Source organism: Alphaproteobacteria bacterium (assembly GCA_005883305.1).
GTDB lineage: Bacteria > Pseudomonadota > Alphaproteobacteria > Sphingomonadales > Sphingomonadaceae > Allosphingosinicella.
The window spans coordinates 1,596,503-1,616,570 of record VBAC01000001.1 but is presented as its reverse complement, the minus strand read 5'-3'; the positions used below and the strand labels follow the sequence as shown (position 1 = coordinate 1,616,570).

General features: G+C 67.4%; 16 protein-coding genes. 10 read left to right on the top strand and 6 right to left on the bottom strand.

The window, feature by feature from the left end; genetic code table 11:
• Positions 1 to 43: 43 nt before the first annotated feature.
• The 5 genes from E6G92_08140 to E6G92_08120 all read left to right on the top strand — a co-directional run bounded on the left by E6G92_08140 (position 44) and on the right by E6G92_08120 (position 2,313).
• A complete protein-coding gene (locus E6G92_08140; protein TMJ19728.1) occupies positions 44 to 295 on the top strand; it encodes a hypothetical protein in 252 nt (83 codons plus the stop codon).
• 389 nt (positions 296 to 684) lie between these two features.
• A complete protein-coding gene (locus E6G92_08135) occupies positions 685 to 1,347 on the top strand; it encodes a phage shock protein PspA (protein ID TMJ19727.1) in 663 nt (220 codons plus the stop codon).
• The gene (locus E6G92_08130) at positions 1,344 to 1,691 is read left to right on the top strand and encodes a hypothetical protein (GenBank protein TMJ19726.1); all 348 of its coding nucleotides are present in this window, start codon (positions 1,344 to 1,346) and stop codon (positions 1,689 to 1,691) included. The genes E6G92_08135 and E6G92_08130 overlap by 4 nt, the downstream gene beginning before the upstream one ends.
• Positions 1,688 to 2,038, top strand: coding sequence for a PspC domain-containing protein (locus E6G92_08125; protein ID TMJ19725.1), 351 nt, complete (start codon positions 1,688 to 1,690; stop codon positions 2,036 to 2,038). The genes E6G92_08130 and E6G92_08125 overlap by 4 nt, the downstream gene beginning before the upstream one ends.
• A gap of 41 nt (positions 2,039 to 2,079) precedes the next feature.
• The gene (locus E6G92_08120; protein TMJ19724.1) at positions 2,080 to 2,313 is read left to right on the top strand and encodes a hypothetical protein; all 234 of its coding nucleotides are present in this window, start codon (positions 2,080 to 2,082) and stop codon (positions 2,311 to 2,313) included.
• Positions 2,314 to 2,431: 118 nt separating this feature from the next.
• Here E6G92_08120 and E6G92_08115 read toward each other — a convergent pair whose 3' ends face one another.
• From E6G92_08115 to E6G92_08105, 3 genes are all read right to left on the bottom strand, one after another.
• Positions 2,432 to 5,614: a hypothetical protein gene (locus E6G92_08115; GenBank protein TMJ19723.1), complete on the bottom strand. Its 3,183-nt coding sequence runs from the start codon at positions 5,612 to 5,614 to the stop codon at positions 2,432 to 2,434.
• Positions 5,614 to 6,831 carry a cytochrome P450 gene (locus tag E6G92_08110; GenBank protein ID TMJ19722.1) on the bottom strand — a complete coding sequence of 406 codons (1,218 nt, stop codon included), beginning with the start codon at positions 6,829 to 6,831 and terminating at the stop codon, positions 5,614 to 5,616. The genes E6G92_08115 and E6G92_08110 overlap by 1 nt, the downstream gene beginning before the upstream one ends.
• 115 nt (positions 6,832 to 6,946) lie before the next feature.
• Positions 6,947 to 7,507 carry a histidine phosphatase family protein gene (locus E6G92_08105; GenBank protein ID TMJ19721.1) on the bottom strand — a complete coding sequence of 187 codons (561 nt, stop codon included), beginning with the start codon at positions 7,505 to 7,507 and terminating at the stop codon, positions 6,947 to 6,949.
• 39 nt (positions 7,508 to 7,546) lie between these two features.
• On the opposite strand from E6G92_08105, the gene E6G92_08100 reads away from it, so the two are divergent.
• The 3 genes from E6G92_08100 to E6G92_08090 all read left to right on the top strand — a co-directional run bounded on the left by E6G92_08100 (position 7,547) and on the right by E6G92_08090 (position 11,392).
• Positions 7,547 to 8,815: a 3-methyl-2-oxobutanoate dehydrogenase (2-methylpropanoyl-transferring) subunit alpha gene (locus E6G92_08100; protein ID TMJ19720.1), complete on the top strand. Its 1,269-nt coding sequence runs from the start codon at positions 7,547 to 7,549 to the stop codon at positions 8,813 to 8,815.
• Positions 8,816 to 8,820: 5 nt separating this feature from the next.
• Positions 8,821 to 9,825 carry an alpha-ketoacid dehydrogenase subunit beta gene (locus tag E6G92_08095; protein ID TMJ20758.1) on the top strand — a complete coding sequence of 335 codons (1,005 nt, stop codon included), beginning with the start codon at positions 8,821 to 8,823 and terminating at the stop codon, positions 9,823 to 9,825.
• Between the two features lie 121 nt (positions 9,826 to 9,946).
• Positions 9,947 to 11,392: a 2-oxo acid dehydrogenase subunit E2 gene (locus E6G92_08090; GenBank protein TMJ19719.1), complete on the top strand. Its 1,446-nt coding sequence runs from the start codon at positions 9,947 to 9,949 to the stop codon at positions 11,390 to 11,392.
• Positions 11,393 to 11,594: 202 nt separating this feature from the next.
• Here the strand turns inward: E6G92_08090 and E6G92_08085 are convergent, their stop codons facing one another.
• The 3 genes from E6G92_08085 to E6G92_08075 form a co-directional block, all read right to left on the bottom strand.
• On the bottom strand, positions 11,595 to 13,070 hold the full coding sequence (locus E6G92_08085; GenBank protein ID TMJ19718.1) for a hypothetical protein: 1,476 nt from the start codon (positions 13,068 to 13,070) through the stop codon (positions 11,595 to 11,597).
• A 79-nt stretch (positions 13,071 to 13,149) separates the two neighbouring features.
• The gene (locus E6G92_08080; GenBank protein ID TMJ19717.1) at positions 13,150 to 14,931 is read right to left on the bottom strand and encodes a hypothetical protein; all 1,782 of its coding nucleotides are present in this window, start codon (positions 14,929 to 14,931) and stop codon (positions 13,150 to 13,152) included.
• A 233-nt stretch (positions 14,932 to 15,164) separates the two neighbouring features.
• Positions 15,165 to 16,973 (bottom strand): calcium-binding protein, encoded by a 1,809-nt coding sequence (locus E6G92_08075; GenBank protein TMJ19716.1) that lies wholly within the window; start codon positions 16,971 to 16,973, stop codon positions 15,165 to 15,167.
• A 245-nt stretch (positions 16,974 to 17,218) separates the two neighbouring features.
• Here E6G92_08075 and E6G92_08070 point away from each other — a divergent pair, with 245 nt between their 5' ends.
• Both E6G92_08070 and E6G92_08065 read left to right on the top strand, forming a co-directional pair.
• Positions 17,219 to 17,692 (top strand): hypothetical protein, encoded by a 474-nt coding sequence (locus E6G92_08070; GenBank protein ID TMJ19715.1) that lies wholly within the window; start codon positions 17,219 to 17,221, stop codon positions 17,690 to 17,692.
• 31 nt (positions 17,693 to 17,723) lie between these two features.
• A complete protein-coding gene (locus tag E6G92_08065) occupies positions 17,724 to 20,054 on the top strand; it encodes a transketolase (protein ID TMJ20757.1) in 2,331 nt (776 codons plus the stop codon).
• The last annotated feature ends 14 nt before the right edge of the window (positions 20,055 to 20,068 follow it).

Sequence of the window (20,068 nt, the reverse complement as noted above, 5' to 3'; positions counted from 1 at the left end):
CGCGGAAATCCGCCATTGGCCCGCATCTTGCTCTCTTTCGTGCATGATGAGAAAGATCGCCCGCCTGTTCGTCATCAAGACCCGTTTCGAAGCCTGCGCGGTGATCTACGCGCTCGGGCTCGGGGCATCGGAGCGGGGCTTCCATTATCTGCAAACCTATCCCGGCGTCGGCGGCTGGCTGCTGTTCGCGGCCTGCACCGGCGCGGTCTTCATGGCCGGCGCCCGCCTGCTCGAAATCACGCGCAAGGACGCCGGCCCGCGCCGCCGCAAGACGGACTTCATCATCGTCCGCTAAGAATTGGTAATTTCCGCCAAGTCGCGGCGCTCCCTGATTTCCTGAACCCACGCCGCATTCGCCGAAAACGGCGGATTTCCGCGGAAAAATCCGTTTGGCACGGCTGATGCAATCCTTTGGGGCATCAGGTTCACGATTTCGAATTTCAGGGAGACTTCAAATGTTCAACATCAACATGCCCCAGACGGTCACCGCCGCGATCGGCGCCATCGTTCTTTCCACCATGTTCGTCAGCTCGGCGATCGGCCCGGTCCAGGCCGGCCAGATCGCCCAGGTCCAGACTTCGGTTCAGGCCAACGCCTGAACCGCGGCGGAGGGCCGGGTCGAAGCCTGCCCCCCGGCTTCCCCACCCGGCCCCCGCCAATATTTTCCGACCGGAGCGCATTTCAATGAGCATCTTTTCCAGGACCCGCGACATCATCGCCGCCAACGTCATCGATCTGACCAACCGGTCGGACGACCCCGCCAAGACGATCCGGGTGATCATCATGGAGATGGAGGAGACGCTGGTGGAGGTGCGCGCCGCGGCCGCGCGGTCGATCGCGGACCAGAAGGAAAAGCGCCGCCAGACGCAGCAGCTCGGCGCATTGCAGGCGAGCTGGACCGAGCGCGCCGAGCTTGCGCTTTCCAAGGGCCGGGACGACCTCGCCCGCCTCGCTCTGGTCGAGAAGGAGAAGCTCACCGACCTCGGCGAGGAGATCGCCGACGAGATCGCTCTGATCGACCGGACCCTGCGCGCCTACGAGGCCGACATCGCCAAGCTCCAGGCCAAGCTGCGCGAGGCCCGCGCCCGCCAGTGCGCCATCGCCACCCGGGTCGAGACCGCCCACAACCAGATCCGGATGCGCGAAATGTATGCCGGCGGCCGAACCCAGGACGCCTTCGCCAATTTCGAGCTGCTCGAGCGCGAGGCGGATTATGCGGAAGGCCAGGCCGAGGTGCTTGCGCTCGCCGCCCCCCGCTCGCTCGAGGACGAGATCGCCGAGCTTCGGGTCGCCGAGCGCGTGGACGCCGAGCTCGAGGCGATGAAGCAGCGGAGGATCGCGGCATGAGCATCCATCTCAACGGAACGGACATCGGCGAGATCGTCGGTATCGCGACCACTGTCGGCAGCATCGTCGCCACGTTGATCGCGGGGCTCATCGTCTACCTGCTGGTCCGCCCGCCCAGGCATGTCCGCGAGCGGCGCGCCAGGGATCGCGAGGAGCGGCCGGGCGAGCTCGAGGAGATGTGGCGGCTGATGGACCGGATGGATTCGCGGCTCGAGGTGCTCGAGCGCGCCGTCTCCGCCGAGGAGCGGGCGCCGCGGATCGCGCGCCGCCCGATAGCGGACGATTTCGAGGACGGGCTTTTGTCGCCGGCCGGGGAAGGCCGGGAATCAGGAGGGACGAAATGAATATCCGTGGCCACAGCTTCGAGGTCGACCGCAAGAACCGCAAGGTCGCCGGCGTCTGCGCCGGGATCGCGGGCCGGACCGGGCTCGATCCCCTCATCGTCCGGGCGGCGTTCGTGATCGCTGCACTGCTGACGCACTTCACCTGGGTGCTGATCGCCTATGGCGTGCTCGCCGTGATCGGCACCCCGCGCGGCGGCGCCAGGCGCGAGGCCGCTCCCGGCCGCGTCGCCGCCCGCGAGGAAGCGCGGGAAAGGATGCGCGCCATCGATCTCAGGATGCAGGCGATCGAAAGCTACGTGACGAGCTCGAACAGCAGGCTCGCGCGCGAGATCGAGGAGCTGCGCTGAGGGGAGCGCAGGAGGCAAATCTGTCGAAGGGAGGAAGAAAGATGACCGACGCAGCGACGATGCTGACCCTGGCGAGCTTCGGCCTCGCGGGCCTCGGCATAACCACCATGGCCGGGCTCAAGGGATGGGCCGGCTGGCTGGAGATCCGCAAGCTGGAATTGGCCGGGGCCGTGCGCCACGAGAGCCGCAGCCCCGCCGGCGAGATGATCGAGATGGCGGACCTCAAGGAGCGCGTGCGCAAGCTCGAATCGATCGCCTCGTGCATCGATCTGTAGGATGCATTCCGGCCGTCATTGCGAGCGAAGCGAAGCAATCCAGCTGCTCCTCCGAGGCCCACTGGATTGCTTCGTCGCTGCGCTCCTCGCAATGACGACCGAGGGTTGACGATCGACTCTAAACCCCGCCCAGATAAGCGAGAAGCGCGCGTCCCGGCATGAAGAAATAGCCGCCGCCGAGCGTGGTCACGAATTGCGGCAACGGTTCCAGCCGCACCGGCCCGTCGAGGGACGGGACGACGAAGCCCGTGCCCTCGCAATTGCTGGTCAGCGGATCCTGCTCGCCGGCCAGGCCGTGGAAGGTCGGGCTGACCAGCCAGGTCTGCTGGATGAACTCGAACTGCCGCTCGATGTCGCCGTTGAGGCACATGAAGAGCAGGCCCGGGTCGCGCCCCGGCTCCGGCTTGTAGAGCCGGCCGACTCGGAGCAGCCGGTGGCGGTTGGAAATCGAGACCTGGTCCATCGATCCCGGCGACAGGCTGTCGCGCGGATTGGCCCTGCGGATATGGGCTCCGAAGGGGCAGCGCAACGCCTGCGGATCCTCGACCCCGAACAGGAAGTCGTTGTCGCTGTAGCGGACCGGCGATTTCTCCTCGGGCGGCGGCTCGCCCTTTCTTTCGGCGGCCTTTTCCGCCGCGGCCGCGCTTGCCGCAGCGTCGGCAGCGGCGGTCTTCGCCTTCGCCCCCGTCGCCTGGAGCGCCGCGCCCGCGACGCCCGGTCCGTCCGCCACCGCGGGGGCGGCCGCGGCGGTGGCGGCCATGCCGCTCAGCGGCGGCGCGGCGATCGCGGCGCCGTCGGGCGGGTTGCTGTCCGGCCGGACCGTTTCCGAGCCGACCGGCTCGCCCGAGGCGGCGACCGCGGTCGTCTCGTCATAGCCTGCCGCATTCTTGAGGTTCGCGCGCCGCTCGACGCGTTTCTCGTGCTCCGTCGGGAAGGGATAATAAGGGTTTCGGACCAGCGACGATCCGTCGCGCCAGCGGCCGACCAGCTTGGCCGCGATATAGGCCGGGCGCATGTCGTAGGGCGCGGGCAGGCGGTCCTTCAGCCGGCGGGCCTCGCGCCGGCAATATTGCCAGAAGCCGCCGACGTCCTGCTCGAGCTGGCGAATGACGAGATAGGTGCCGTTGCGCCCGACCGCTCGCGGCGCCTCGACGATGGTGTTGCCGAACTCGCGGCTCCTGTCGGCGACCGGCAGCCGGTTGTCGGGATCGGCCAGCGCGTTGAGCTCGGGCTCGGGCGGGAAATTGTCGCGATTGTCGGGATAGCCGATGATGAACTCGCCGGGCTCGACGAGGTGGATCGGATCGTTCTTGCGAAAGCTCTGGTATGAGCCGCGGATGATCGGCTGCGAAATGCCGTCGACGAAGCCGAAGGGCTCGATCGCCGGCTTCTTGGTCTCGATCAGCGGGATCCGGTGCGGCTCGCCGAGGCCGTTCGCGTCGGCGAGCTCGGCCAGCCGCTTGCACAGCGCGCGGACGGATTTCTCGTCCCTGCCATAGACGAGCAGGGCGAGGTCGAAAGGATCGCGGCCCCAAAGCCAGTTCTTCGGAGCGTTCTTGCCGATATCGCCGAGAATGCGGTTGCGCCCCTCGATGCTCATCCCTTCGAGGAAGGCGGGAGCGAAGCCCTTCACGCATTCGTCGGGAAGGCCGAGCTTCTCGAGCGCTCGGGGGCCGAGCGCGACGGTGACGATCGCGTCGTGCCTGAGCTTGCGGCCGTCGCCGAAGCCGACATCCGGATAGATGCCGCGCATGAAGGCCCGCGCCTTCTCCCGGTCGTCCGGCAAATCGTAGAGGACGACCGAGCCTTCCTTCATGAAGCCGAGCCCGCCGAAGACGAGGCTCTGGATCTCGCTGGTCTCGAGCTTCGAATCCGGCCGCGCGCCGGAGCCGAACAGGGCCAGCCACTGCTTCGCTTCATCGTTGGTGAGCGCGCTCGCCAGGCCCCGGCGAAGCGCCGCGTTGCACCGCACGTTGTCGGTGGTGAGATCGGGATAGGCGCTGTACCAGAAGAGGGTCGGCTGCATGCTCGCCCGCGCGTAGCGCTTGAAGCGCTCGCCGTCGGTGGCGCCGTCCTGGAACAGGTTCCTGGCGCGCGGGAAGCCGATCGAGTTGGACCAGACGGCGGTCAGCCCCTCGTGCGCGCGGGTGATGAAATCCTCGAGATAGCTCTCCCAGCTTCCGCCGAAATTGGAGAAGAAGACCAGGGTGCGCGTGCCGGGGATGGTGATCCAGCGGGCGGCGTGGATCGTCGAGATGCCGCCGAGGAAGCCCTCGCGATAGACCCTCGTCGCGAACATCCCGATGATCCAGAAGGCGAAGCGAAGCGTCAGGGAGCGCACGAAGCCGGGCTTGCGCTCGGTGACCGAGACCATGTGGTTCTGGGCGCAGAAATTCTCGCGCTTGCGGATTTCGGCCAGGGTGGCGAGATCGGGTGCGCGCGCGTCGGTCCAGTCGCTTTTCTCCTGGCTGCGGAGCCTGGAATAGATGCAGGCGGCGACGGCGAGGAGGATGAGGAGGGTGGCGCCGGCGCCGAACGCCAGCACCTTGATCGAGTCCCAGATCGCCGCCGGCCAGGCCGGTTCGAGATCGGGCCGGATCAGCATCCACCCGACCGCAAGCGCGGCGATCAGCACGAACAGGAACGGCCACAGATAGGCGCGCACGAAGGGCCCGGCGAGGGCGGCGGCGAGGGCGAGCGGGTTGCTGGTCCCCGCCGCGCGGCCCGGCGCGGGCGGCGGCGTGAGCGCCCATTTGAATTCGTCCTTGCCGGCGACCGCGAGACGAACCGTCGCGAGCCGGTCGATCGGCCGCACGTCGGGCCGGACGTCCTCGTCGATGATCGACGAGACGAAGCGCGCCAATGCGGCTTCGTCGAGGATCCGCCTGACGCTCATATGCGGAGTGCCGGCGAAGCACAGGCCGGGCGGATCGGAAAAACCCGCGCCCTCCCTGATCCGGTGATTTTCGAGATAGGCGGCGAGGCCGACATTGTCGCGCCAGTCGCGGGCCATCGCGAAGACCGGCGCCAGATCGGCGCCGATGGCCGCGTCGATCCGGTCGATCGCCGTCCTGGCGTCGCCGTCCGCGGTAAACTCGAAGACGATATGCGCGTCGCCGTCGCCGGCGCTGGCGATGGCGTGAAGGCTCATGAAATGGGTCCCGCTGCCATCCGGGTCGCGCCGGTCGAGCGCCTTGCGGATCCGCTCGCAGCAGGGATTGCCGAGCGCGTCGATCGTCGCGTTCAACGCCTCGATGTCGCCGCGCCGGATCGGGGCTACAATGGTGATCATCGAATCCATCAGCTCTGCCCCTCCCCGAGGATCGCCGCAAGGCGGTGCGGGAACGGGCCGGCCCAGCGGACCCGCCCGACCCTGACCAGATCGCGCCGCACCAGGCCGGCGACCAGCAACGGGATCTGGAAGCGGTTTACCGGCCGGCCCGAGCAGGGGTGAAGGCCGGCGCCCAGGTGGAGATAGGCGGCCGGGTCGCGGTCCGGGCGGAGGCGCTTCGGCTCGGGAAAGACGCTCGGATCGCGCATCGCGGCGATGGTCATGGCCAGGACGCTGTCGCCCTTCTTGACCGCGCAGCCGGCAAGGTCGCAATCGGCGATCGCGTGGCGCACGACCAGCGGATTGTGCATCCACCAGCGCAGCGCCTCGTTGCACCAGCCGTAGAGCCGCTCGATGTCGCCCAGATCGCGGCGAATGCCGATCGCGAGGTCCTGGTCGCGGCCGGCGAGCCAGACTATCTTGGCGACGCACGTGGCGGTCGTGTCGACGCTTCCGACCAGCATTCCGCCGAGCGTCCGGCGCGCGCCGTCGTCGTCGACGATCCCCTGGCGAAGCAAATGGCCCATCATGTCCTCGCCCGGCTTGCCGCTCTTGCGGCGGCGGGCGATCTCGTCGCGAAGCCAGCCGGACATGTAATGGCCGGCGCGGATGGCGCGCTCGCGCACCTTCTTGTCGTTCGCCTGGTTGAGGAAGGTGTGGCCGAAGACCGAGCGGGTCACCTCCATGAACATGGCGTCGTTGGGGCCGGTGATTCCGAACAGTTTTTGAGCGGTATGGGCGGCGACCGGCCGGGCATAGGCGCCGACGACGTCGATCTCGCCGCCGGACGGGATCGCGGCGAGGCGCTCGTCGATCTCCGCCTCGGCCGCGCGGCGAAGGGCGTCCATGTCGACCGCGGAGAGCGCCTCGTAGAGCGCCCGGCGCTCGCGCTCGAGCAGCTCGGAGCGGTCCATGCCGAGGATGAACGGCCCCTCGTTGACCTCGACGATCTTGGTCTCGTTGATCGCGGCGATGCCGAAATCGAGGTCGCGGCGCAGGAGCTCGCTCACATGGGCGTGGCGCGCCGCGATCACCCTCTTGCCGAGCCTCAGCGGCTTGTTTCGGCAGGCCATTCCGAGAAAGGCGGCGACGCCGTTCCAGAAGCGCGGCCCCTGAAGAAAGACGGCGATCGGGCCGGGCGAGCGCACCGGCGTGATGATATTCTTGTCGACTTCTTCCCCGCCCATAAGTCGTCCATCCTTGCCGGAGGCGACGAGCGATTGCTCCCGCTTCGAGGATGGTGACTCAATAGTGGGCCCGAGTCCAGTTGACCGCGCGAAATCCCAAGAAAAAGGGCGCGCTTTACTCGGGCGGCGACTGATCGATTCTGGAGCGGGTCGTCCTCCCGTCCGGAGCGACCCGCCAGAGATCGCCGAATTGCGTTTCCGGAATGTCGGCCGGGCGCGCGCCGCCGAGCGCCGCGACGATCTCGGGCACGGTGTTGCTGTGGCCGACGATCAGGACCGTCCCGGTTTCGGCCCTGACCCGGGCGATCAGGGCCGGCGTGTCGCGTGGATCGTAGGTCTTGGGCGAGAGCCCCAGGGAGATGGCGAGCGGCTGGGCAGTCTCGCGCGCCCGGCGGGTCGCGCTGACGTAGATGGCGCCGGGCCGGGCCCCGCCGAGCAGCGCCGGGAGCCGCGCGGCGTTGCGCCTGCCGAGCGGGGACAGAGCCGGATCGTTCCCTTCCGCCTTCTCGAGGTGGCGCATGACGTAGACCGTCGGCTGGGCGAGGGCCGGCACGGCGGCGAGCGCGGCGAGCGCCGCGATCAGCAGGAGCTTGAAGCTGTTCATCATCGGGAGCGTCTCCCATCCTCGCGGCGAAATGGCAATCCACCGGAGAAATTGACTAGACGCCTCGTTCATACCAAGGGAGGCGCGCCGCTAAAAGGACGCAGACTGAGGATGACAAGCGACAAGAAGCGCCGCAACCAGCCTGCGCTTTCCCTTCACGTTCCCGAGCCCGACGCGCGCCCCGGCGACGAGGTGGATTTCAGCGGCATCGCCATTCCCGCGGCGGGCAGCGCGCCCCGGCCCGACATCGCCGCCGCGCCGGGCGACACCCATCCGCTCTGCTTCACTTTGGTCCGTGTGCTCGACGAGGACGGCAAGGCGGTGGGACCTTGGGACCCGAAGCTCGACGCCGAAAAGCTGCGGCGGATGCTTCGCGACATGGCTCTGGTCCGCGTGTTCGACGAGCGGATGTTCCGCGCCCAGCGCCAGGGCAAGACCAGCTTCTACATGAAGTCCCTCGGCGAGGAGGCGGTGGCGGTCGCCGCGGCGCACGCGCTCGATGCCGAGGACATGTGCTTCCCGACCTATCGCCAGCAGGGCCTGCTCGTCGCGCGCGATTATCCGCTGGTCGAGATGATGTGCCAGATCTACTCGAACCAGGGCGACAAGCTGAAGGGCCGCCAGCTCCCGATCATGTATTCGGACCGGGGGAAGGGCTTCTTCTCGATCTCGGGCAATCTCGCGACCCAATATCCGCAGGCCGTCGGCTGGGCGATGGCCAGCGCGATCAAGGGCGACAGCCGGATCGCCGCCGGCTGGATCGGCGACGGCGCCACGGCCGAAGGCGATTTCCATAACGCGGTGACCTTCGCCGGAGTCTATCGCGCGCCGGTCATCCTCAACGTGGTCAACAACCAGTGGGCGATCTCCAGCTTCTGCGGAATCGCCGGCGGCGATCTCACCACCTTCGCCGCGCGCGCCGTGGGCTACGGAATCGCCGGCCTCCGGGTCGACGGCAACGACGCGCTGGCGGTCTATGCGGCGACGCGCTGGGCCGCGGACCGGGCGCGCTCCAACCTCGGGCCCACTTTGATCGAGCTGTTCACCTACCGCTCGGAGGGTCATTCCACCTCGGACGACCCGACCGCCTACCGGCCGAAGGACGCCGGAGCGAAATGGCCGCTCGGCGACCCGATCGCCCGGCTGAAGGCGCACCTGATCGGCCTCGGCGAATGGGACGAGGAGCGGCATTCGGCGCTCGAGGCCCGGCTCGGCGAGGAGGTCCGCGCGGCGCAGAAGGAGGCCGAGAAGCAGGGCACGCTCGGCAACGGCCATTATGAGGACGTCGATTCGATGTTCGACGACGTCTTCGCCGACCCGCCCTGGCACCTCGCCGAGCAACGCGCCGCCGCCAGGGCCGAAATGAGGCGCGGCAAATGAGCGTCATGAACATGATCGAGGCGCTGAACGACGCCCACGACGTGATGATGGCGCGCGATTCCGACATCGTCGTGTTCGGTGAGGATGTCGGCTATTTCGGCGGAGTCTTCCGGGTCACCGCGGGGCTTCAGAAAAAGTATGGCAAGACCCGCGTGTTCGACGCTCCGATCGCCGAGGGCGGGATCGTCGCCGCGGCGATCGGCATGGGGCTTTACGGGCTCAAGCCGCTGATCGAGATCCAGTTCGCCGATTACATCTTCCCGGGCTTCGACCAGATCTTCTCCGAGGCCGGCCGAATCCGCTACCGCACCGCCGGCGAATGGTCGGTGCCGATGGTCGTCCGCTCGCCCTATGGCGGCGGAATCTTCGGCGGGCAGACGCACTCGCAGTCGCCCGAGGCCTTCTTCGCCCACATGCCGGGGGTCAAGACCGTCATCCCCTCCAATCCCTATGACGCCAAGGGCCTGCTGATCGCCGCGATCGAGGATCCGGACCCGGTCGTCTTCTTCGAACCCAAGCGAATCTACAACGGCCCCTTCGACGGCTTTTACGAGCGGCCGGTGACGCCCTGGGCCAGGGACTCGCGCGCCGAGGTGCCCGAGGGCCATTACACCGTTCCGCTGGGCAAGGCCGCGGTCGCGCGGGCGGGGGAGGCGGTGACGATCCTCGCCTACGGGACGATGGTCCACGTCGCCATCGCCACCGCGGAGGCGGAGGGGATCGACGCCGAGGTGATCGACCTCAGGACCATCGTCCCGGTCGACATCGAGACGATCGAGGAATCGGTGAGGAAAACCGGCCGCTGCGTCGTCCTCCACGAGGCGACGCGGACCGCCGGCTTCGGCGCCGAGCTTTCGGCGCTGGTGCAGGAGCGCTGCTTCTACCATCTCGAAGCGCCGGTCGTGCGCGTGACCGGCTACGACACGCCCTATCCGCATTCGATGGAATGGACCTATTTCCCGGGCCCGGGGCGGCTCGGCCCGGCGCTCAAAGCTGTTCTGAAGGACTGACGATGATCGCTTCCCACCCCCGTCATTGCGAGGAGCGAAGCGACGCGGCAATCCAGCGGCGTCCGAGTTCCGCACTGGATTGCTTCGCTACGCTCGCAATGACGGTCTAGAGAGGACACTCATGGCCCGCTACGAATTCAAGCTGCCCGACATCGGCGAAGGCATCGCGGAGGCGGAGATCGTCGCCTGGCACGTCAAGGTCGGCGACGATGTCGCCGAGGACCAGCAGCTCGCCGACATGATGACCGACAAGGCGACGGTCGAGATGGAGAGCCCGGTGGCCGGCAAGGTGCTGGAGGTCGCGGGCGAGGTCGGCGACATGATCGCCATCGGCTCGGTGCTGGTGGTGATCGAGACCGAGGGCGCTGCGGCTGCCGCCGCTGTCGAGGAGCCGATCGCCGACGGCATGGCCGAGGTGCCCGAGGCGCTCGACGACATGGTCCCGACCACCGACGCTATGGCCGCGGAACGGCGCGCTACCGGCGAGCGGCGGCAGGAGAATATGCCGGTCGAGGCCGACCGGAGGGAAGGGGAGTGGAGAGCAGCTCCTGAACCGTTCGTGTCGAGCGAAGTCGAGACACCCCCCCGAGCGCAGCCGAGGGCGGAATCCGATGAAAGTCTCGGCTCCGCTCGACAGGGCCCCTCGACGGAGTTTACCCAGAGCGCCGCCGCAGGCGGCGTCGAAGGGCTCGGGGCGAACGGGAGTGGGAAGGTGCTGGCCTCCCCCGCCGTCCGCGCCCGCGCGCGCGATCTCGGCATCGACCTCGCGCAGGTGAAGACCGCCGGCGACCGCGTCCGCCACGCCGATCTCGACGCCTGGCTGCTCTACAATGGCGGCAGCGTGTCGCACGGCCCCGCCGCGGCGCGCCGCCAGGACGAGCAGGTCAAGGTGGTCGGCCTCCGCCGCAAGATCGCCGAGAACATGGCTGAGGCGAAGCGCCGGATCCCGCATTTCACCCTGGTCGAGGAATATGACGTGACCGCGCTGGAGCAGGCGCGCGCGATGATGAACGACGACCGCGGCGACCGGCCGAAGCTGACCATGCTTCCGTTCCTGATCAGCGCGCTCTGCCGGACGCTGCCCAGCTATCCCCAGATCAACGCCCGCTACGACGACGAGGCGAACGTCATCCACCGCTCCGGCGCGGTCCACATGGGCATGGCCACGCAGACCGACAACGGTCTTTCGGTGGCGGTGATCCGCGACGCCGACGGCCGCGACCTCTGGTCCCTCGCCACCGAGATCAAGCGCCTCGCCGACGCCACCCGCGCCGGAAAGGCGAGCCGCGAGGAGCTGTCGGGCTCGACCATCACCATCTCCAGCCTCGGCCCGATGGGCGGAATCGCCTCGACGCCCGTGATCAACCGGCCCGAGGTCGCGATCATAGCCGTCAACAAGGTCAAGGAGACGGTCGTCGTGATCGAGGGCGAGCTCGAGATCCGCAAGATGATGAACCTTTCCCTCTCCTGCGATCACCGGGTGGTCGACGGCTGGGACGCGGCCCTGTTCATGCAGGACCTGAAAAGCCTGATCGAGAACCCGCTCAGGCTGCTCTCGATGCGCTGAGGGCATTGGGTAATCGGTTTGAGTCTCCACCGCTCATCCTGAGGAGCCGTTGAGCTTGTCGAAACGGCGTCTCGAAGGACGGGTCGCCGGACGGTCCTTCGAGACGGGCCTTCGCGGGCCCCATGAAAGTATTACTTTCATGGGAACCCTCCCAAGCTCAGTCCCTCCTCAGGATGAGCGGACAAACCAAATCCAGACCGATTTAGAGGACGAAGTCGCTGGCCTGGACCGCCGGCGCGGCGACGATCAGCGACAAATCGGCGCGGCCGTCCCCGTCGAGGTCCGCGAAGACGTGCGCGAAGGCGCCCTTCATTTCGTAGCGCAGCTCGCCGGCATGGCTGGTGAAGGCCGCCTGGCCGAGGAAGGCGAACGCTTCGTTGGCCGGCGTGCCCGCCACGGCGTCGATCGCGGAAAGGTCGATCCGGTCCTGGCCGGGCGTGAAATCCTCCAGCATGTCGGGAAGATATTTCTTGCCGTCGGAGCGGATCGCGGAGAGCGGGCTGTCCGACGCGTCGGCGAACTGGAAGAGATCGTTTCCGCCGCCGCCGGCCAGCCGGTCGGAAGCGGCGCCGCCGGCGACGATATCGTCTCCGGCATCGCCCGCGATCCGGTCGCGGCCGTCGCCGCCGCGCAGCGTGTCGTTGCCGGCCCCGCCCTGGATGCGGTCGTCGCCGGCCAGGCCGGTCAGCACATTGGCATGGTAATCGCCGTAGAGTAGGTCCGCCGAGGCGGTGCCGGTGAGATCGGGCTGCGTGTCGATCAGCTCGAACAGCGGCAGCCCGTCATAGCTTTTGACCTTGTGGCCGAGGTCTTCCAGCACGGCGAGGTCGATCCGTCCGATGTCGAGCCGGTTGAGGCTGTAATTGCCGAACTGATACATCAGGCCGCGGCCCGGCACGATCGTGCTGCCCGAGACGCCGTAATGGTCCGTGCCGGCCGCGAATGGCAGCGCTCCGCCGAGAAGCGCGCCACTGCTCGGGCCGGAGAAATAGGAGATGCCGCCGTCGGTGGTGACGTGATTCCCCCAATCCCGCGTGGCGGCATAGAAGCCGAGCGCATGGACGATCTCGTGCGTGTAGATGCCGATGAAGTCGTGTGCCCCGCCGGGCACCGCGGCGCTGGTGTCGAAGCGCGGGTCGGGATCGAACCAGACCGGCGCGCCATAGTTGCGGATGGTGCCGTCGGCGGCGAGATAGATGGTGCAGCCGGCGTCCGGCCGGGCCGGATCCGCGTCGGTCCCGGTGAGGCATTCGGCGAGCGTCTGGTTGACCCAGCCGCTGCCGTCCCACGCGATCTGCGCGACGGAGGGCAGGATGCCGTCGACATTGGGATAGGGCGATTGCGAGGCGGGCCTGATGTCGACCACGAAGTCCACGACGCCCTGCCACGTCAAATAGCGCGAGATGAGGCCTATGACATAGTGGGCATTCGCCGCGATCTGGGCCTCCACCGACGCGGAAATGAGGTTGCCGCCGTCGGTGAGCGTGAAGGTGTAAAGGTTGCCCGGATTGCCGGCCGGGGCCGGGCTCTCCGCGGCGGCGGCCAGCGGCGCGGGGGCGAGCCTGAAAGGATCGCCGGCCGCGATGCGGCCGATGCTGGTGTCGGCCGGACCTTGTCGCCAATCGAGCGATTCGCTCTGCCTTACGGCGCGCGGGGCTTGCGCCCTTCCGACGATCACTGATTCACTCCCCTGAGCGGACAGCCCGGGTTAGCGCTATCTCCCTGACCGCGCACCAATAATCTATTCGTCAGACGCCTCAGATCACCGTGAAGTCGCTTGCCGTGATCGTCGGGTGGCCGACGAGCGTCGCGAAAAGGACCGCCGCGCCGGCACCGCTGCCGTCGGCGTCGTAATAGAGGTTGCCGGTGGCGCTGTCGTAGACGATCCGGTCGGTCGAATCCTGGGCGGTCGTGCCGACGACGAAGGCATTGGCATTGAGCGCGCCCGCCGGGAGCGCGGCGAACACCGCGTCGTCGAGCAGGATCGTGTCGGCCGCCGCGTTGAAATCGGCGATCTGGTCGATATTGCCGCCGCCTAGCGCGGTAGTGAAGGCGAAGTTGTCGGACCCGCCATAGCCCATCAGATAGTCCGCGCCCGCGCCGCCGTTCAGCGTGTTGGCGCCGGCATTGCCGTAGAGCTCGTTGTCCAAGGCGTTGCCGGTGAGATTGATCGCGGTCGTCGCCCCCGACGAGATGGTCGAAAGCACCTCGACAGACGAGCCCGCGCCCAGCGCCCAGCTCGCCTTGGCGTAGACGACGTCGCGGCCTTCGCTCGCGGCCTCGGCGACGACGTCGCCGGCGGCATCGACGATATAGATATCGTCGCCGCCGAACGCCGCGAGATAATCCGCGCCGCCGCCGCCGTCGATGAAGTTGGCGCCGGCATTGCCGTAAATCTCGTTGACCAGCTCGTTGCCGATCAGGGTCATGGCGGTGGCCGCCGCCTGCGAGATGGTCGACAGGACCTCGATGTGCGAGCCGGCCGCCAGGCTGTAGTTGACGGAGGCGTAGACGACGTCGCGGCCCTGCCCCGACGCTTCGACGGTCACGTCGCCGGCATTGTCGACGATGAAGATGTCGTCGCCGCCATTGCCGCTCAGCGTGTCGGCTCCGGCGCCGCCGTTCAGATAGTCGTTGCCGCCGAGTCCGGAAATCTGGTTCGGCCCGTCGCCGCCGGCCAGATTGTCCGCGCCCGCGGTCGCCGGATAGGCGAAGGTGCCGAGTGAATTGTAGCCGGTGTTGGGCGCGGTGTAGAGGATGCCGCGCGACCAGGCCTGGTCGTAGGTGAGCGGCGCCGGCGTGACCGATTGCAGGATCAGGAGCGGCTCGCCCGCGAAATAGGTGGCGAAATGATCGAGCGCCGCGGTGCCCTGATTCTCGATCAAATGAAAATCGACGTCTGCGCGATAGGTCGCCACTTTGGCGCCGAAGCCGCCGCCCGAACTGTCGGTGCCGATATAGGGATTGGTATTGGTAACGACTACGGCATTGGGGTTGACCGCAGTGATCGCCGTTCTGACGGCGTGGATCAGGTCCATCATCCTGTCGGCCATGAGCGCAGTGTTGCCCATGACTTCGCCGACGCGGAAATAGATCCCGACATTATCGAGATAGACCCCGGAATAGCCCCGCTGGACCAAGGCGACCGCCTGGTCGATTACGATCTGTTGCCAGGCGGGATCCCAATATTCGACGATTAGCGCGTCCTGATGGTTATCAAGGTCGAAGTCGAGCGGCACCGCCTGATCCAGCCAGCTCGGCGCCTGACCCTGGATCGGCGTGCCGGTATCGTGGCCGTTGCTGGTCCAGCTCGAATTCCAGTAATAGCGCGCGTCATCGGTCACGGCGACGTTGACATAGCCGACGACCGTTCGCCCTTGCCCGCGCAGTTGAGCGACTTGCGTGTCGGTGATCGCGGGAAATCCGCCCCCGGGCGCCAGCGGCGCGCCCTCGGTGATGAACAGATCGAAGGTCGAGGTGGAAATCGCCGTGAAATTGACGGTCGAGAGCTGCAGTGCATAGCTGGAAATCGTGGGCATGAAATCCTCCTCCGCCCCCCGGCGCGAATCCCAAAATAGCCCCTCAACTCGCTATTGTCGTGCGAAAGTGAAGCGGCGATGACAATGAGGTGAATTTCGTGCCGAAGTGAATTCGGCCCGGCCGCCGCATCTAGAGCATTCTCTAGTGAGGTGGAATCATCTGGCGACTCGGAGAATGCGGAAAACAAACAAGAACTAGAGCATTGGGCGATTCAGTCTAATCGCCCGATGCTCTAGAACGCGAAGAAGTCGCTCGCGCTTAGATTGGTCCCGGCCGCCAGGGTCGCGAACAGAACCGCGGCGCCGGCGCCGTTGCCGTCGGAATCGAAGAAGAGCTGGCCGGTGGCGCTGTCGTAGACGATCCGGTCGTCGGCGTCGTGGGCTTGGGTGCCGGCGGCGAAAGCGCCGGCGTCGAGCGCGCCGGGCGAAAGACCGGTGAACGCGGCGCTGCCGAGCAGGATCTTGTCGATGCCCGGGACGAAGTCCGCGATCTGATCGACATTGCCGCCGCCGAGCGCGGCGGTGAAGGCGAAGCCGTCGGCGCCGCCGAAGCCCATCAGGTAGTCGGCCCCGCCGCCCCCGTTCAATACGTTCGCCCCTTCATTGCCGTAGAGCTCGTTGGCGAAGCCGTTGCCGGCGAGGTCGATCGCGCTCGCCCCCACGTGCGACTGGGTAGAAAGGACCTCGATCTCCTGGCTGGCATTCAGGGCATAGCTGGTTCTGGCATAGACGACGTCGCGGCCGGCGCCGAGATTCTCGAAGACTCCGTCGTCGGCGCTGTCGACGACATAAATATCGTCACCGAGGAGGCCGGAGAGGAAGTCCGCGCCGCCGCCGCCCTCGATGAAGTTGGCCCCGGCATTGCCGAATATCTGCTGGTCCAGGGCGTTGCCGATCAGCTCCATCGCGGTGGTCGCATCCTGGCTGATCGCCGACAATATCTCGACCTGAACCCCGGTTCCGAGCGTATAGTTCGAACGCGCATAGGCCACATCGCGGCCGCCGCCGGCATTCTCGACGATCTGGTCGCCAGGATGGTCGACGACGAACGTGTCGTCCCCGGTCCCGCCGGACATCTGATCGGCCTCGGCGCCGCCGTCGATGAAATCGTTGCCGATGCCCCCGGAAATCTGGTCCCGGCCGTCGCCGCCGTCGGTGGAATCGTCACCGGCGCCGCCGAAAATCTGGTCCTGGCCGGCACCGCCGTCGATATAGTCGTTCCCCGCGCCGCCGTCGATCAGGTCGTCGCCGTCGAGGGCGTAGATCCGGTTCGGCCCGTCGCCGCCGGTCAGCGTGTCCGCGCCCGCGGTCGCCGGGTAGGCGAACGCGCCGAACGCGTTGAAACTCCAGTTGGGCGTCGTGTAGAGGATGCCGCGTGTCCAGGAGTCCGCATAGGATTCCGGCGATCCGGGCAAATCCGCGATCAGGAGAGTCTCGCCGGCGAGCGCAGTCCGCACATAATTGGACGTGCCCCCTCCCAGGAGAAGATGCGCGTCGACCGCGTCGAGATAGGCGGCGTAGGCCTGCGCCCCCGCCGCGTCGGGGGTAAGGTCGAAACCGAAAAAGGGGTTGTTGAAGGCCACGACATAGGCGTTGGGCCTGACCGCGGTGATCGCGTCTTCGATGCGGGCGACGAACAGGGCCATCTCATTCGCCATCTGCCGGATGAACACTGTGGTGGGGCGCCCCGGCGGGTAGAAGGGCGGGAGGTAGTTGTAAGCGCTCAGCCCCGTGAGACAGACTCCGGAATAGCCGCGCCGCACGAGATCGACGGCTTGGCTGATGACGCTGTTCTGCCACCCGGAGTCGGCGAAATGGGCGACGATACCGAAGTGTCCAAGGTTGGGGTCGAGGTTGACGTAGCCGACCACTCTTCTGCCCTGCGCGACCAGCTCAGCCACTTGCGAATCGCTGAGCTGCGGAAGGCCGGAGTTCGAAATGCTGCCATTTCCATCGGTAATGAAAAGATCGAGCGAAGATGCCGCAATCGTCGAAAAGGCGACGTTAGACCATTGCAAGGCGTAGCTGGAGACGGCCGGCATCGGGCCCTCCTGTTTAGCGCTTATTTAGCGCCTGTTTCGCGGCAACGGCGCGCTGGCGTGATCTTTGCCCCGCGATATTACCGCTTTAATATCATTTAGTCTCGTATAATCCGCCCCAATGTGTGGCGCGGGCGACCCGCCGGGCGTTCAGTGAACCTTGGCAGGCGTCGAAGGAGCTCCTCGGGATGAGCGGTTTGCTCTATCCCCCTGTTCACAATATGTTCTGATCGTGCTACGATCGCCCCATGCCCACGCCGCCGGTCATCGCCTTCACGCCCGTGCCGCTGCGCCGCCGCGCCGACGGCTGGACGCCCGAGCTGCAGCTCGGCTTCATCCTGGCCTTGTCGCGGGGGCTCAGCCCGGGGGAGGCGGCGCGGTCGGTGGGGAAGAACCGGCAAAATGCCTATGCGTTGAGGAAGCGGGAGGGCGCTGAGAGCTTCGCGGCGGCGTGGGACGCGGTCGTGGCTCACGTGCGGCAAATCCGGGCGGAGGGACGGCTGCCCTGCCGCCGGGCCGATTCATCATCGCCGCGGCCGCGGGGCGCCGAGGCCGAAGCCATTGCCGAGCGCGGCGCGGAGGCGATGAGTCGCGCGCGCACTCCGGCCGATTCCCGCCGCGCCCTCGATGAGATGCTCGACGCCCTCTATGGGCCGAAGAGCGACAACAGCGACAATTCGGAAGGGGGAAAAATCTCGCTCATGGGAAGCCGAAACTTGTGAAACTAAAGTGTCGCCCTTGTCGCTTTTCGCTATGGCCGGCGCGATGCTGAAGAAGACCTCCACGCCCGATTTCGACGCCCTTCGACTGATCGACGAGCGGCTGCGCTGGCTCTCGGCCTGGACGATCCATAACGCCAACCATCTGCGCGAGAGCGCGGACGGGCTGAAGGTCGGCGGGCACCAGGCGAGCTGCGCGTCGATGACCGCGCTGATGGCCGCGCTCTATTTCCATGCGCTGGGTCCGAACGACAAGGTGGCCGTCAAGCCGCATGCCGGCCCGGTGCTCCACGCGATCCACTATCTGCTCGGCTCGCAAACCCGCGCGCAGCTCGAGGAGTTTCGCGGCTTCGGCGGGATGCAATCCTATCCGAGCCGGACCAAGGACAGGATCCCGGTCGATTTCTCGACCGGCTCGGTCGGCCTCGGAGTGGCGATCACCGCCTTCGCCAGCCTGGTGCAGGATTATCTCGTCGCCCACGGGATGATGGATTCGGCCGAGGCCGGGCGGATGGTTGCCCTGATGGGCGACGCCGAGCTCGACGAGGGCAATATCTACGAATGCCTGATCGAGGCCTACAAGCACGACATCCGCAATTGCTGGTGGATCGTCGACTATAACCGCCAGTCATTGGACGCGACCACCGCCGAGCGCATGTTCCGCCGCTTCGACGAGATTTTCGCGAGCTGCGGCTGGCGCGTGGTGACCCTGAAATACGGGCGGGCGCTCGAGGCGGCGTTCGGCGAGAAGGGCGGCGCGGCGTTGAAGGCCTGGCTCGAGGACGTCTCAAATGCCGATTATGCGGCGCTGACCTATCTCGGCGGCGCGGCGTGGCGCGAGCGGTTGCTCAAGGACGCGCCGGCGGCGAAGCCGATCCTCGATGCGCGCGACGACGACTCGCTGCACGCGCTGATGACCAATCTCGGCGGCCACGACATGGAGGCCCTGGTCGAGGCGTTCGACGCCTGCCAGGACGACGTGCCGACCCTGTTCATCGCCTACACCATCAAGGGCTTCGGCCTGCCCTTCGCCGGCCACAAGGACAATCATGCCGGGCTGATGAACCCGGGCCAGGCCGCTGCGCTGCGCCAGTCGATGAACATCGCGGAGGGCGAGGAATGGGAGCCCTGGGCCGGGCTCGGCGGCAACAGCGCCGAGGCGGCCAAGGCGCTGGTCGAGCGGGCTCGGATCGCCCGGGAGAAGCGCTCGCGGCCGTGGCACGTCGCCCAGGTGCCGGCGATCGTACCGCCGTCGGGCGAGGAGCAATCGACCCAGGCCGCGTTCGGCAAGATCCTGCTCGATCTCAGCCGTGCCGGCGGGGCGCTGGCGGATCGCATCGTCACCACCTCGCCGGACGTCACGGTGTCGACCAATCTCGGCGCCTGGGTGAACCAGCGCGGCCTCTTCCGGCGGAAGGAAGTGGCCGACGTGTTCGCCGCGGCGAAAATCCCTTCCGCCCAGAAATGGGGCGGGCACGAAGCGGGGCAGCATATCGAGCTCGGAATCGCCGAGAACAACCTGTTCCTGATGCTCGCCGCCCTGGGCCTCGCCGGCGACCTGTTCGGCGAGCGGCTGTTCCCGATCGGCACCGTCTACGATCCGTTCATCGCCCGCGGCCTCGATGCGCTGAACTACGCCTGCTACCAGGACGCGCGCTTCATGCTCGTGGCGACTCCGTCGGGCGTGACTCTCGGCCCGGAGGGCGGCGCGCACCAGTCGATCAACCCGCCGCTCATCGCCCTCGGCCAGCCCGGCCTCAGGCATTACGAGCCCGCCTTCGTCGACGAGCTGGCGGCGATGATGGAGGAGGGCTTCCGCCTGATGCAGGCGCCGGACGGCGAGAGCGTCTATCTGCGCCTCACCACACGGACGATCGCCCAGGCCGATCGCTCCGGCGACGGCTGGAAGGCCGGCGCGCTCGCCGGCGGCTATTGGTTGCGCGAGCCGGCGCGGGGCGCCGACGCTGCTTTGGTCTATTGCGGCGCGATCGCGCCCGAGGCGATCGCCGCCTGGGAGGCGCTGAAGGACGACGTGCCCGGCCTCGGCCTTCTCGCAATAACGTCGCCCGATCTGCTCCACCGCGGCTGGAGCGCGCGCCGCGCCGGCCGCTGGAGCGGGCAGGGGGCGGCGCCGTCGCACGTCGAGACCCTGCTCGCGCCGCTCTCGCCCGGCGCCGGCCTCGTCACCCTGATCGACGGCGCTCCCGCCTCGCTCTCATGGCTGGGCGGAGTCGCCGGGCACAAGGTCAGCCCGCTCGGAATCGAGCGCTTCGGCCAGACCGGCAACCTCCCCGACCTCTACCGCGCCTACCGCCTCGACCCCGGCGCGATCGTCGAGGCGGCGGCCGAGCTGTTCCTGGATTGACCGCAGCGCAGTCG